This window comes from Clostridioides sp. ES-S-0001-03, from assembly GCF_020676075.1.
Taxonomy (GTDB): Bacteria; Bacillota; Clostridia; order Peptostreptococcales; family Peptostreptococcaceae; genus Clostridioides.
Window position 1 is genome coordinate 343851 of record NZ_JACVWJ010000001.1, and the last position, 13285, is coordinate 357135.

Genomic DNA, 13285 nt, shown 5'->3' on the forward strand with positions numbered 1-13285 from the left:
TGGAGGAATAACAATGAAAAAAAGTGTTAAGTTAGGTTTCTGGAGTATTGTATTATTAGGGATTAATGCAATAATAGGGTCAGGTATATTTGGCTTACCTGGAGATGCATATACAAGTATAGGTCCAGCGAGTATCTTAGTATTAGTTTTTTGTATGTTTTTAGCTGTCTCTATTGCTTTATGTTTTGCTGAAGCAGGGAGTTGGTTTGATACTGATGGAGGGCCGTATCTTTATGCAAAAGAGGCCTTTGGAGATTTTATTGGGTTTGAAGTTGGATTTATGAAGTGGATAGTTAGTATGATTGCTTGGGCAACTATGGCAAACTTTTTTGCAGTCACACTATCATCTATATGGCCTCAAGCAGCAGAGCCACTTATTAAAAATATAATAATTGGTATATTAGTTGGAGGGCTTGGGCTTATAAATTTTATGGGAATGAAGCAATCTAAGCATTTAAACAATATAATGACTATAGGAAAATTATTACCAATAGTTTTATTTATAGCTGTAGGTTTATTTTTTATAAAAGGCTCTAATTTTACGCCATTTATAATAATACAAAAAGGTCAAAGTACATCATCAGCTTTTGTAGCAGTATCAATAACTTTATTTTATGCTTTTACGGGGTTTGAATCTTTAGCTGTTGCAGCAAAAGATATGGAAAATCCTAAGAAAAATGTACCTAAGGCATTAGTAATGGTAATGTTTGTAGTATCAGTAATATATATGCTTATATTGGGGATAAGTATAGGTGTATTGGGAGATGGATTAAGAGGGTCAGCGACTCCTGTTGCAGATGCTGCTATTAAAATGTTAGGTCCTATAGGTGGATATATAATTACAATAGGGACTATAGTATCTGTTGGAGGAATAAATATTGCATCATCTATATTTACACCAAGGTCTGCGGCTGCTTTGGTCGAGCAAGGATTAATGCCTAAGTCTATAAGAAAAACTAATAAAAATGGAGCTCCATATATAGCAATTATAGTTTCTGTTATAGGAACTTTATTAATAGCATGGTCAGGGTCATTTACAACACTATCTCAAATAAGTGTTGTATCTAGATTTATTCAATATATTCCTACCTGTCTAGCTGTATTAATATTAAGGAAGAAGTATGCTGGTAAAGACATAAACTTTAGGATACCTGGAGGAGCGATTATACCAATATTTGCAGTAGCTATAAGTATAGTATTATTGATAAAAGCAGGTATTGATGAACCAATGAAGATAGTTTGGGGACTAGGTGGTATGGTAATTGTAGTTCCTATATATTTCTATATGACTAATGTATATTCAAAAAAATATAATGATATTGAAGTCAAGTAATTCTTATAATTATTAGAGAATAAAATTATAAAGATTGTAATAAATTTTCTATCTATAAATTGGATGTATAAATATAATCGTGTGTAGTTTTTGGAATTTTATCTCTAGTATTGAAATTCACAAAGGGCTATATTTATAGATATTTTATAAGGATTCTTTTAAATTTATGATAAGCGGTATAGCATTTTGGTGTTATACCGCTTTTTGTATAAATAGTTTTATTTTTTTACTGCTCTAGTTGCGTAAAATGATGGAATATTAAATTCATGAAGATTACCAGAACCATTTGTATCTTGATAAATATCTGTTAAAATAAATTCTGCTTGTAGTTGTCCACCTATTTGTTCTTCAATTGTATGAGAAAATTGAATTCCCCAATCATTTTGGATTGATTCATCATATATATTTTTATTTTTTAAAGGATTAAATGGAAGCCTATATTGGAATTCTGTTCCTTCTTCATTAAATACAAAATTGATGCCATTATCAAGTCCAGATAAAAGTATACCACCTTTTTTTAGTATACGATAACACTCTTTCCAAATTGGTAATACATCTTCTACATAACAATTAGAAACTGGATGAAATATTAAGTCAAAACTTTCATCTTTAAAAGGTAGTGGCTTTGCCATGTCAGCTTGTACAAGTTCAATAGAATACTTTTCCCTTTCTGCAACCTTTTTTTCACTTAATAATTGTGAAGTTGAATAATCTAAAACTGTACATTGAGCTCCCAATGCAGTGAAAATTGGCATTTGTTGTCCGCCTCCAGACGCTAATCCTAGTATTTTTGTATTTTTCATATCACAGAACCAATTTTTCGGAACGGGTTTAGTGGGTGTCAGTACAACGGACCAATCTCCAGCTTTGGCTCGTTCAAAAACTTCATGACTGATAGGTTGTCCCCATTCCCAGCCTTCTTTATTCCATTTATCAAAGGTCTTTGAGTTTATTTCTGTATATTTAGATTCCATAGTTTTATCCTCCTAAATTACGATTTGACAACTTGCTAATTATGATAAAGTATAGCATATTTCTAGTAAGAGCTGGATGTAAACAAGAAACTGTATGTACAAAGAAAGGAGTAGAGTATAAAATAGAATGTAAATTAAAACTTATAAATTTTTATTTTTAAAATAAGGAGTAGATAAATATGAAAATATTAATTTCTATAGATTCTTTGAAAGGCAGTTTATCTTCAATTGAGGCAGCAAATGCAATAAAAAAGGGGATATTAAAAGTTGAAAAAGATGCAAAAGTAAAGATATTGCCACTTGCAGATGGTGGGGAAGGAACAGTAGACGCTTTAGTACAAGGTATGAATGGTGAAAAAGAAACTATAGAAGTCACTGGACCAATAATTACGAAAGTAAATGCGACATATGGATTATTAAAAAGTACAAATACAGCAATAATAGAAATGGCTCAAGCATCAGGATTAACATTAGTTCCAACTGAACTTAGAAATCCTTTAAGCACCACAACTTACGGTGTTGGAGAAATAATAAAAGAAGCAATAAATAAAGGCTATAGAAACTTTATAGTTGGAATAGGTGGAAGTGCTACTAATGATGCTGGGGTAGGTATGCTTCAAGCTTTAGGATTTGAGTTTTATGATGAAAACAACAACTTAGTAGGGTTAGGTGGAAAAGTTTTAAATGAAATAAGACATATAAAAATAGATAATAGGTTAAAAGAATTAGATAAATGTAGCTTTAAAATAGCTTGTGATGTGAATAATCCACTGTTTGGTAAAAATGGAGCAGCGTACATATATGGACCTCAAAAAGGTGCAACACCAAAAATAATTGAAGAGTTAGATAATGGCCTTAGAAATTTTGCTAAGATAGTTAAAAGTGATTTAGATAAAGACATAGCCAATATAGAAGGTACTGGAGCAGCAGGTGGATTAGGTTTTGCATTTTTAGCGTTTTTAAATTCAAAATTAGAATCTGGAGTAAAAATAATATTAGAAGAAATTAAAATAGAGAACGAGTTAAAATGTGCAGACTTTGTAATAACTGGAGAAGGTAAATTGGATAATCAAACAGCTATGGGCAAAGCACCAATAGGAGTTGCAAAGATGGCTAAAAAATATGGGGCAAAAGTAATAGGTTTGGCTGGAGCAACGACAGAAGATGCAGTTAAGTGTAATGAAGAAGGGATAGATGCTTATTTTTCTATAGTAAATAGGGCTATGACCATAGAAGAAGCAATGGATAAGGAAACGGCAAGTAATAATATGACTGTCACAACAGTACAAATATTTAATCTTATAAAGGTATTAAAAAGTACTAAATAAAAAGACTGACATAGCTAGCGTTTGATATTGAAATAAGTCCTTTAGAGGATATATTAATCCATATTGAAAATAATTTTAACTATTCATAATAAGCTACTTGCAGGCTAAAAAATTTGTAATTACTCAATCTTAGTGATTAAGTAATTACTTTTTTATTGCAAAATAACATAGTAATTACAGAATAAATTAAAGTACAAAATTATAATATTATAAATTTATACTTATAGACATTGACTAAATCATGATTGTGTATAAAAATAAGTAGTTAAGAGGAAATATATTATTATATTACTTGATAAATTTAGACAAAAAACTTATATACAAGGAGAGAAAAAATATGATAATTGAGCTAAACAAAAGTAATTCTGAAAATCTAACGAAAACGGAACTTGAAATAATTAAATTTATAAATCAAAATGAGTCAATATTATCAGAATTGTCCATAGTAGAGATTGCTCATGAAACATATTCGTCTCCAGCAACTGTTTCAAGAGCAATTAGAAAATGTGGCCTAAATGGATTTAATGAACTTAGATACAGGTTGACAGTAAAAGATGAAAATAATGATATACACAATATGGGGGATATAATAAACAAGTCTTTTATAGAAGCGCAGAGAGTTATAGAACAAATATCCTTAACTACACTAATTAATATAATAAAAACTATAAATGAATCTAGTAAGATATACGTCTTAGCAAGAGGTCTTACTGAATATGTAGCAAAAGAGTTTAGCCTTAAGTTACAATTACTTGATTTTAATGTGTTTTTTATAAATGACCCTAATATAATGAAAATAAAATCTAAATCAATGAAAGAAGATGAACTTATAATCATATTTTCGTTGAATGGAAACACTAAAGAACTTGTAGAATCAGCACAAAATGCCAATTTAAGTGGAGCCAAAGTTATAACATGTTGTTGTAGTGAAAATGCAAAACTTATAAACTATTCTGATTTATATATTGTAGGATATAAACATTATCATATCTCAATCTCTGAGTATGAAGTGTCATCTAGGTTACCATTGTACATTATATCTAGGATAATTATAGATTATATGGTCAAATATAATAATTCTGAAAATTAAATTGAAAAAGTCTATGAAAATCTATTTTCTTTTTATGAAAAGATTTTCATAGACTTTTTTATTATAATGAAAACATACACAGCAGAAGCAAGGGGGAAGACAATGATATATACATTAACCACGAATCCAGCAATAGATATGAACATATCTACTAACGGTATAAAAAGTAAATTAGTAAATCGTACATCAAATGCTACATATTCTCCTAATGGAAAAGGTTTAAATGTGACATTTGTACTAGGTCATTATGGTGTAGAGTCCAAGATATTAGGTTTTTTTGGAGGATTCTCAGGAAAATATATAGTTGAAGAAAGTGAAAAGAAAGGGTTTGATGTACTACCTACCTGGGTAGAAGATACAACTCGTATAAATATATTTTTAAATGATGGAAATGATGAGTTTAAATTTGTAAACTCTGGGTCATATGTAAATGCAAAGCAAAAGTTAGAAATGATAGGGAAGATAGAGTCATTAGAAGATATAAATTACTTGTCAATAAGTGGAAGTTTACCACCTGGTATTGATGATAATTACTATGAAGATATATTTGAGATTTGTAAAAATAAAAATATAAAAACAATACTTGATATAAGTTCACCGAAGTTAAAGGAGTTATTAGAATATAATCCATACTTGATAAAACCAAATGATGAAGAAATCAAAGATATATTTGGAATTATTGTAAGAGATGAAGAGGACATTAAGGATGTGCTTAAGTTACTACATTTGAAAGGAGCTCAAAATATATTACTAACTTTAGGAGAAAAAGGTTCTTATTTTTACAATGGAGAAGCAATTTATTATGCTAGTGCTCAACCAGTTACAGTTGTTAGCTCTGCATGTGCTGGTGATTCTGCATTAGCTGCTTTTTTAAGTATATGGTTGGAAAATCCAGAAGATATTGAAGAAGCATTGAAAAGGTCTGCTGCAACGGGTGCAAGTGTGGCTGAAAGTAATGGTATCGGTAGTTTGGCGAATGTAGAAGAGTACATAAAAAATATAAAAGTCAGAAAGGTGGTATAAAAATGGGGAGAAAGATAATCCTTGGGGTAACAGGTTGTCCAACTGGAATTGCACATACATTTATGGCAGAAGAAGCATTAAAAAAATCAGCTAAAGAATTAGGATGTGATATAAAAGTTGAAACAAATGGAGCCATAGGAGTAGAGAATAAATTAACAGCAAAAGATATCGAAATGGCAGATGCAATAATAGTTGCTTGTGATAAAAACGTTGATATGGATAGATTTAATGGAAAACCAGTAATAGAGGTACCTGTAAAAGAAGGTATACACAAAGCTAGTGAGCTTATACAAAAGTGTATTGATGGTAAAGTAGCAGTTAGAAAGGGAAATACATCAAGTAGCAAATTTACAGAAGAAGGGAATTTGTCGTTTGGTCAAAAACTATATAAAGACTTAATGAATGGAGTATCTCATATGCTACCTTTAGTAGTAGCAGGCGGAGTGCTAACTGCTATATCATTTTTGTGGGGGATTTACTCATTTGACCCAAATTCAGAACAGTATAATCAGATAGCAGCTACATTAAAATCTGTTGGTGGATATTCTATGAATTTGATGGTTCCTGTATTAGCGGCGTTTATAGCTCAATCTGTATCAGGTAGACCTGGTATGTTGGCAGGGCTTGTTGGAGGAATGATATCGTTTGACACAGGTTCAGGGTTCTTAGGTGGAATTATATCGGGATTTTTGGCAGGTTATGCAGTTAAATTATTTGTGTACTTATTGAGAAAATTACCAAGACAGTTAGAAGGACTTAAATCTATTTTTATAATTCCTATAGTCAGTGTGGGTGTTGTTGGTATATCTATGTTGTTACTTGGGGGACCATGTTCAGCTCTTAACAATGCTATGATGAATTTCCTTTCAGGGTTACAGAACTCAAGTCCTATAATCCTAGGATTAGTAATAGGATGTATGTCAGCATTTGATATGGGAGGTCCAGTAAATAAAGCAGCATATGTGACTGGAACTATGCTTCTAGGTCAAGGAAACTACTTATTTATGGCAGGTGTATCTGCAGCTTGTATAACACCACCATTAGTAATAGCTATAGCATCTACTTTATTTAAAAATAGATTTACAGAAGAAGATAGAGCGGCAGGATTAATTAATTATATACTAGGTAGTACTCATATAACAGAAGGAGCGATACCTTTCGCGGCAAAGAATCCACTGAAAGTGTTGCCAGTACTTATGATTGGGTCATCAATATCAGCGATTTTAACTTACATAATGAAAATAGAAGTACCAGCTCCACATGGAGGATTTTTAGTCTTAGGACTAGTAAATAAGCCGCTTTTATGGGTAGGATGTATACTTGCAGGTTCATTAGTAGGAGCGATACTTTATATGATAGTTACACCTAAGGTAGTAAATAACAATAATACTACAGAAAATACAGATGAAATTAAAAATGAATATAAAAATGAAATTACAAAATCGGAAAACGTATCTAATAAAGTTTCTTTGTATAACGAAGAAACAGTAGTTTTAGATATTAAAGGAAAAAATAAAATAGATGTAATTGATGAAATGGTTGAAATACTTGATAAATCAGGTGTTCTTTTAGATAAAAATAAATTTAAAGAAGAAATTCATAAGAGAGAAGAAATATCATCTACAGGTTTTGGTATGGGCATAGCGATACCACACGCAAAAACAGATGCAGTAAAAGTACCACGAGTAGCAGTTGGTGTATCAAAAGAAGGATTTGATTTTGAATCAGAGGATGGAAGCCCAGTACATCTTATATTTATGATAGCAGCTACAGACAATGGTGATAATTTACATTTAAAGACATTGTCTCAACTATCTGCAAAACTAATGGACGAAGAATTTTTAAATGAGTTAATAAATAGCAAGACAAGCATAGAAATAGTATCAAAATTAAATAATGAAGAAATTAAATCATTATAAATATATAGGAGGATGAATTATGGCATTAGTGACAACTAAACAAATATTATTAGATGCACAAGAAGGGCATTATGCAGTAGGAGCATTTAATGTTGAAAATATGGAGATGGTTATGGCAGTAATAGAAGCTGCTGAAGAACTTAAATCACCTGTAATACTACAGACAACACCTTCAACAATAAAGTATGCAGGATTGGATTATTATTTAGCAAATGTAAAGGTTGCATCAGAAAAGGCAAGTATTCCTGTGGCTATGCACTTAGACCATGGTTCAAGTTTTGGGCTAGCAATGCAGGCACTTAGAGTTGGATATACTTCTATTATGATTGATGGTTCTCATGAAAGTTACGAAGATAATATATCAATATCTAAAGCTGTTGTAGATGCATGTACACCTTCAGATATACCTGTTGAAGCTGAATTAGGTAAAGTTGGAGGTAAGGAAGACGATTTAGATGGTGGTGATGGTGGAGCATATACAGACCCACTACAAGCAAAAGAATTTGTAGAGAGAACAGGGGTATCATCTTTAGCAGTAGCAATAGGCACAGCACATGGGTTATATAAAGGAGAGCCAAAGCTTGATTTGGATAGATTATCTGAAATTAGAGAGGTTGTATCAGTTCCATTAGTATTACATGGTGGGTCAGGGATACCAGATGAGATTATTAAAGAATCTATAAAAAGAGGAATTTGTAAGGTTAATTATGCAACAGAGTTAAGGATTGCTTATAGTAATGGGGTTAAGGATGTGCTTAATTCTGACCCTGAGGTAATTGACCCTAAGAAATATGGTAAAAAAGGTCTAGATTCGGTTAAAGAATTTGTTAAGAGTAGGATGGAAGTTTGTGGATGTGTAGGAAAAGTAGTAGGGGCAGTGGAGTACTGTTAATAAAATCTAATTATAAATATATAAAATAAAGTAAGAGGTTTATTATAAACCTCTTACTTTATTTTATATATTTAAGAGAATAAATGAGCAGTTTGGAGGGATATGTATGGTAATTAGAAATAAATAAAAATACAACCACTTAATACAGATTTAGAATCTAAATTTATATTAAGAGATTGTATTTAATTAAATTAATACAAATATTGCATAATTGAATCATTAATATTAAAATTAATGAAAAATGAAGTAGAAAATATTGTTATACAAATATATGTATATAAATTTATCATAATATTTAATAAATTAGATATGATATACAACTTATTAAGAAGAACTAGATGTACTTCTATTATATTGAGATATAAAACCTTTAGGCATTTTACTTATAAAATACACAACCATAATACAAGATAAAGGCTTGTCTACTATATTGCTAAGGATTCTTGGAAAGAATGCAGCAGTAAATATCTTATGACCAGACTGAACTAAAAAACCGACCAATAAATCAGCACCACTTCCACTTAAACCACCAAACAATAAAAAATAAAAGTTGATGAAAATAAATTTATAATAATAATAGATATTCCATTATCAAGATTTTAAATACTATAAATAATATGAAGTCTCTAAAATAAACTTTAAGTATATAGGAAGTATTTATTATTTGTATGGTTTTTAATTTATTAGAATTATAGGTAAGGTGTATATTATAAATTTGAATATTAAGATTTTTTTGAGGGATAGTAGACAAACTATTCCTTATTTTTATAACTAAGAATAAGTGTTATATATGACAGCGAGGATAACAATGGATTTGTTTATTTGTGAGTATTAGGTTATACAAAAGCTGTTATCTATAACTAAATTGGAAAATTCTATCAAATTTTGGAAAACGATTGACAAAGAGAACTAAATAAAGTATATTATTAGTAAGTTAGTTTAATGTACAAATAAATTGTATGCAATGTTTAATATATAAAATTAAGATATTAGACTGAGTTATTTAATTTTAAAGTACATCAAAATGGAAGATTAAATTATCGATTTAGGAGGATGGCTGTGGTAAGAATATTTGAAGATTATATTGAAAAAAGATTTGACAATGAACTACTGCGAATAGAAGCATGGGGAAAAAATTCTTTACGTATTAGGTCATTTGTCGACCAAAATTTTATTGATGAAAATTATGCTCTTAATGAAAAACCTAAGTTGAATAAAGAAGATATTAAAATTGACAAGAGTGAAGATGGTAGTGTAAGTATTAAAAATGGAAAAGTAAAGGCTATCTTAGACCATAGAGATAGAATTACTTTTTATAACGATAAAAATGAAATATTGTTAAAGGAATTTATTAGATTAAGAGCTGTAAAACACGATGATGGTGGAGAAGACGTAGGAACCATTGAAATTACCAAAGACTTTAACTCCACACTTAAATTGAAATCAAGAGAATATAGACCAAGTTGTAATGGAGAATTTGAAGTAACTACTAGATTTGAGTCTAAACCTTGTGAAAAGGTTTTTGGGATGGGACAATACCAACATGAATTTCTAGATTTAAAGAATACCATTTTGGAGTTAGCCCAAAGAAATTCTCAAATATCAGTTCCTTATTATATTTCTAGTTTAGGTTATGGATTTTTATGGAATAATCCAGGAATTGGAAGAGTATCTTTTGCCAAGAACATAACAGAGTGGAAGATGTTTTCTACAAACTTTATAGATTATTGGATTACTTGTGGAGAAAGCCCAAAAGAGTTAAGTAAAAATTACTCTCAAGTTACAGGAACTGTACCTATGATGCCTGAAAATCTATTAGGGCTATGGCAAAGTAAATTAAGATATAGAACTTCAGAGGAAGTTTTGGATGTTGTGAAAGAATACTCAAAAAGAGGCATTAAACTTTCGTCAATTGCAATCGACTATTTTCATTGGCCTAAGCAAGGTGAATATAAATTTGACTTAGATTATTGGAAGAATCCTAAGGAGTTAGTTGAAAAACTGAAAGAAGAGTATTCAGTAGAACCAATAGTATCTGTATGGCCTACAGTTCAAAGTGATGCAGAAAACTACAATGATTATTTAGAAAATGGATATTTAGTCAATGTTAATCGTGGTGTCAGAATGACAATGCAAATTCAAGGAAATACAGTATTTGTAGACATGACAAATAGAGATGCAAGGGACTATGTTTGGGATAGAATAGATAAAAATTATAAGCAACTGGGAATTGATTATTATTGGTTAGATGTAGCTGAACCTGGATATTCTGTTTATGATTTTGATAATTATAGATATAAAAAAGGAAATGTTTTAAGCTGTGGTAACATTTATCCTATTGATTATTTAAAAATGATTTATCATGGTTTACATGATGATACAGAGTCAGTTGTAACTCTTGTAAGAGGAGCTTGGGCAGGAGCTCAAAAGTATGGAGCTTTAGTATGGTCTGGTGATATTGATTCTAGTTTTGAGGCTTTTAATAATCAAGTAAATACAGGGTTAAATATGGGACTAGCAGGTATACCATGGTGGACGACAGATATTGGAGGTTTCCATGGAGGAAATCCTAACGACCCAGAATTTAGAGAACTTATGGTGAGATGGTTCCAATATGCTACTTTTTCACCAATTTTGAGAATGCATGGAGATAGGCTACCTCACAGTAAGCCATTATCAAATAAAGGTGGAGGTTCAATGGTTACTGGAGCTCCTAATGAGATATGGTCTTATGGTGAAGAGGTTGAAAGAATTCTTACAAGGTTTATAAAAATTAGAGAAAGTTTAAAAAGTTATTTAAAAAAATTAATGAAAGAAGCTCATGAAGAGGGAACACCAGTTATGAGAACTCTATTTTATGAATTTCCTGAAGATGATAAAACTTGGGAGATTGATAATACATATATGTTTGGAGATGAAATTTTGGTTGCTCCAATAATGAATTATAAAGATAGAAGTAGAAAAGTATATTTGCCAAAAGGATATACATGGGAGAATATCTTTAGTGGGGTTAGTTATGAAGGTGGAAAAACTTATGAAATTGAATGCCCACTTGAAGAAATTCCTATTTTCTTAAAGCAAAATTCTAAGCATAATTTTGAAGAACTAAAAAATATTTTGAGAGAGGTGAAATCATAATGGAGCCACAATTATGGCAATTATTATTAATCGTACTGTATGGATTTTTTATAAACTATGAAAAAAATTCAACAATGTTTGGTACATATCAACCAGTAACAGCAGGTTTTATTACTGGTCTTATCCTAGGTGATATAAACACAGGTTTATATATTGGAGGTACACTACAACTATTATCATTAGGTATTAGTAACTTTGGTGGAGCATCAATACCTGATTATCAAACAGCAAGTATAGTAGCTACATTTATAACTATTACAACTAAGCAAGAAGCATCTGTAGGAATTTCTATAGGTATCCCAGTTGCTTTATTGATGGTACAGTTAGATGTTCTTAGAAATACTATTGGTATATGGCTAGTTCATAAAGCAGAAGATGGAGCTAGAAAAGGAAATTATAAAAATATAACATATATGCAAATGTTAGGAGTATTATTAACAGCAGCTACAACAGGTATTCCAGTAGCTCTATCTGTAATATTTGGACCTTCTTTAATTAACACAATTTTAAAATATACACCTGAATGGTTAACAGGTGGTTTAACAGTAGCTGGAGGATTACTTCCAGCGGTAGGAATAGGATTATTACTTAGATACCTTCCTGCTAAGGAGTATTTTAGTTATTTAGTAATTGGTTTTGTTTTAGCAGTATATATGAAAGTACCATTGTTAGGTGTAGCTTTAATTGGAGGAGCGATTGCACTTATAATTTACAAAAAGAATGTAGAAAATCAAGCACAACATTATACTGTGGCAGGAGGTATGGATGAAGATGAGTGATAATGTATCAGTAAATAAATCAAATGAAAAAGTTAAAAAAAGTGTTCTATGGCGTTGGTTTTTCACTAGTTCTGTCTCTTCAAATTATGAGAAGATGCAAGCTTTAGCATATTGTTATGCAGTACTACCATTTCTAAAAGTAGTATATAAAGATAATCCAGAAAAACTTAAAAATGCTGTATTAAATCATTTACAATTTTTTAATACTAACCCATGGGTTGCACCTTATATTTTGGGTATTAATGTAGCTATGGAGGAATTATCAAGTGAAGACACTGAAGAGGCTGTTGCCTCAATTAAAACAGGATTGATGGGGCCAGTAGCAGGTTTAGGAGATAGTTTATTTGTTGTTATTCCATGGACAATTTTTGGAGCAATAGCAGCTAATATGGCGATAGATGGAAGTCCATTTGGAATCCTGCTATGGATTGCAGTGAGTGTAGCGTTAAAATTATTAAGTATACCACTATTTAATGCTGGGTATACATCAGGTACTAAGCTAATATCTTCAATTGAAAAAAGTTTAAAAATCTTAACTGAGAGTACATCTATTTTAGGTTTAATGGTGGTAGGTGCATTGATACCATCTGTAGTAAAAGCTAATGTTGCTTTGAACTTTCAACAAGGCGACTTTACAATGAAAGGTCAAGAAATATTAGACCAAATTATGCCTGGATTAGTTCCTGCAATTTTAGTTTTAGTTGTGTATTGGGCTCTTAAAAAGAACATAAAGCCTATATACTTAATTTTAGGTGTAATGGTTGTTTCAATAATTTTATATGCATTAGGTATTTTAAAATAAGGAAAGG

General features: G+C 30.6%; 11 protein-coding genes. 9 read left to right on the forward strand and 2 right to left on the reverse strand.

Translation table 11 applies throughout. The annotated features are described in order from the left end of the window. Positions 1-13: 13 nt before the first annotated feature. Positions 14-1333 carry an APC family permease gene (locus IC174_RS01515; protein ID WP_227433864.1) on the forward strand — a complete coding sequence of 440 codons (1320 nt, stop codon included), beginning with the start codon at positions 14-16 and terminating at the stop codon, positions 1331-1333. A gap of 218 nt (positions 1334-1551) precedes the next feature. On the opposite strand, the gene IC174_RS01520 is transcribed toward IC174_RS01515, so the two are convergent. Beyond that, complete coding sequence (locus tag IC174_RS01520; RefSeq protein ID WP_227481958.1) at positions 1552-2307, reverse strand: class I SAM-dependent methyltransferase; 756 nt, start codon at positions 2305-2307, stop codon at positions 1552-1554. 179 nt (positions 2308-2486) lie between these two features. On the opposite strand from IC174_RS01520, the gene IC174_RS01525 reads away from it, so the two are divergent. From IC174_RS01525 to gatY, 5 genes are all read left to right on the forward strand, one after another. Further along, positions 2487-3635 carry a glycerate kinase gene (locus IC174_RS01525; protein WP_227481959.1) on the forward strand — a complete coding sequence of 383 codons (1149 nt, stop codon included), beginning with the start codon at positions 2487-2489 and terminating at the stop codon, positions 3633-3635. 337 nt (positions 3636-3972) lie between these two features. Continuing rightward, positions 3973-4725: a MurR/RpiR family transcriptional regulator gene (locus tag IC174_RS01530; RefSeq protein ID WP_227433867.1), complete on the forward strand. Its 753-nt coding sequence runs from the start codon at positions 3973-3975 to the stop codon at positions 4723-4725. Positions 4726-4827: 102 nt separating this feature from the next. Beyond that, a complete protein-coding gene (locus IC174_RS01535; RefSeq protein WP_227481960.1) occupies positions 4828-5748 on the forward strand; it encodes a 1-phosphofructokinase in 921 nt (306 codons plus the stop codon). Between the two features lie 2 nt (positions 5749-5750). Then, positions 5751-7667 carry a PTS fructose transporter subunit IIABC gene (locus tag IC174_RS01540; RefSeq protein WP_227481961.1) on the forward strand — a complete coding sequence of 639 codons (1917 nt, stop codon included), beginning with the start codon at positions 5751-5753 and terminating at the stop codon, positions 7665-7667. Between the two features lie 19 nt (positions 7668-7686). Further along, positions 7687-8559, forward strand: a complete 873-nt coding sequence (gene gatY / locus IC174_RS01545) for a tagatose-bisphosphate aldolase subunit GatY (protein WP_227481962.1) — start codon at positions 7687-7689, stop codon at positions 8557-8559. A 324-nt stretch (positions 8560-8883) separates the two neighbouring features. Here gatY and IC174_RS01550 read toward each other — a convergent pair whose 3' ends face one another. Further along, on the reverse strand, positions 8884-9096 hold the full coding sequence (locus IC174_RS01550; protein ID WP_227481963.1) for a hypothetical protein: 213 nt from the start codon (positions 9094-9096) through the stop codon (positions 8884-8886). Between the two features lie 516 nt (positions 9097-9612). Between IC174_RS01550 and IC174_RS01555 the strand changes: the two genes are divergently transcribed. Genes IC174_RS01555 through IC174_RS01565 form a run of 3 tightly spaced genes read left to right on the forward strand, consistent with a single transcriptional unit; the run spans position 9613 to position 13278 of the window. Continuing rightward, on the forward strand, positions 9613-11697 hold the full coding sequence (locus IC174_RS01555; RefSeq protein WP_255612968.1) for a TIM-barrel domain-containing protein: 2085 nt from the start codon (positions 9613-9615) through the stop codon (positions 11695-11697). After that, the gene (locus IC174_RS01560) at positions 11697-12476 is read left to right on the forward strand and encodes a PTS mannose/fructose/sorbose/N-acetylgalactosamine transporter subunit IIC (RefSeq protein ID WP_227481965.1); all 780 of its coding nucleotides are present in this window, start codon (positions 11697-11699) and stop codon (positions 12474-12476) included. Before IC174_RS01555 ends, IC174_RS01560 begins: the two co-directional genes overlap by 1 nt. Then, positions 12463-13278 (forward strand): PTS system mannose/fructose/sorbose family transporter subunit IID, encoded by an 816-nt coding sequence (locus tag IC174_RS01565; protein WP_227481966.1) that lies wholly within the window; start codon positions 12463-12465, stop codon positions 13276-13278. The genes IC174_RS01560 and IC174_RS01565 overlap by 14 nt, the downstream gene beginning before the upstream one ends. Positions 13279-13285: the final 7 nt, after the last annotated feature.

Excerpts from the sequence above, each read along its gene's own strand:
- IC174_RS01515 (WP_227433864.1), top strand. The coding sequence starts at position 14 with ATGAAAAAAAGTGTTAAGTTAGGTTTCTGGAGTATTGTATTATTAGGG.
- IC174_RS01520 (WP_227481958.1), bottom strand. The coding sequence starts at position 2,307 with ATGGAATCTAAATATACAGAAATAAACTCAAAGACCTTTGATAAATGG.
- IC174_RS01525 (WP_227481959.1), top strand. The coding sequence starts at position 2,487 with ATGAAAATATTAATTTCTATAGATTCTTTGAAAGGCAGTTTATCTTCA.
- IC174_RS01530 (WP_227433867.1), top strand. The coding sequence starts at position 3,973 with ATGATAATTGAGCTAAACAAAAGTAATTCTGAAAATCTAACGAAAACG.
- IC174_RS01535 (WP_227481960.1), top strand. The coding sequence starts at position 4,828 with ATGATATATACATTAACCACGAATCCAGCAATAGATATGAACATATCT.
- IC174_RS01540 (WP_227481961.1), top strand. The coding sequence starts at position 5,751 with ATGGGGAGAAAGATAATCCTTGGGGTAACAGGTTGTCCAACTGGAATT.
- gatY (WP_227481962.1), top strand. The coding sequence starts at position 7,687 with ATGGCATTAGTGACAACTAAACAAATATTATTAGATGCACAAGAAGGG.
- IC174_RS01555 (WP_255612968.1), top strand. The coding sequence starts at position 9,613 with ATGGCTGTGGTAAGAATATTTGAAGATTATATTGAAAAAAGATTTGAC.
- IC174_RS01560 (WP_227481965.1), top strand. The coding sequence starts at position 11,697 with ATGGAGCCACAATTATGGCAATTATTATTAATCGTACTGTATGGATTT.
- IC174_RS01565 (WP_227481966.1), top strand. The coding sequence starts at position 12,463 with ATGAAGATGAGTGATAATGTATCAGTAAATAAATCAAATGAAAAAGTT.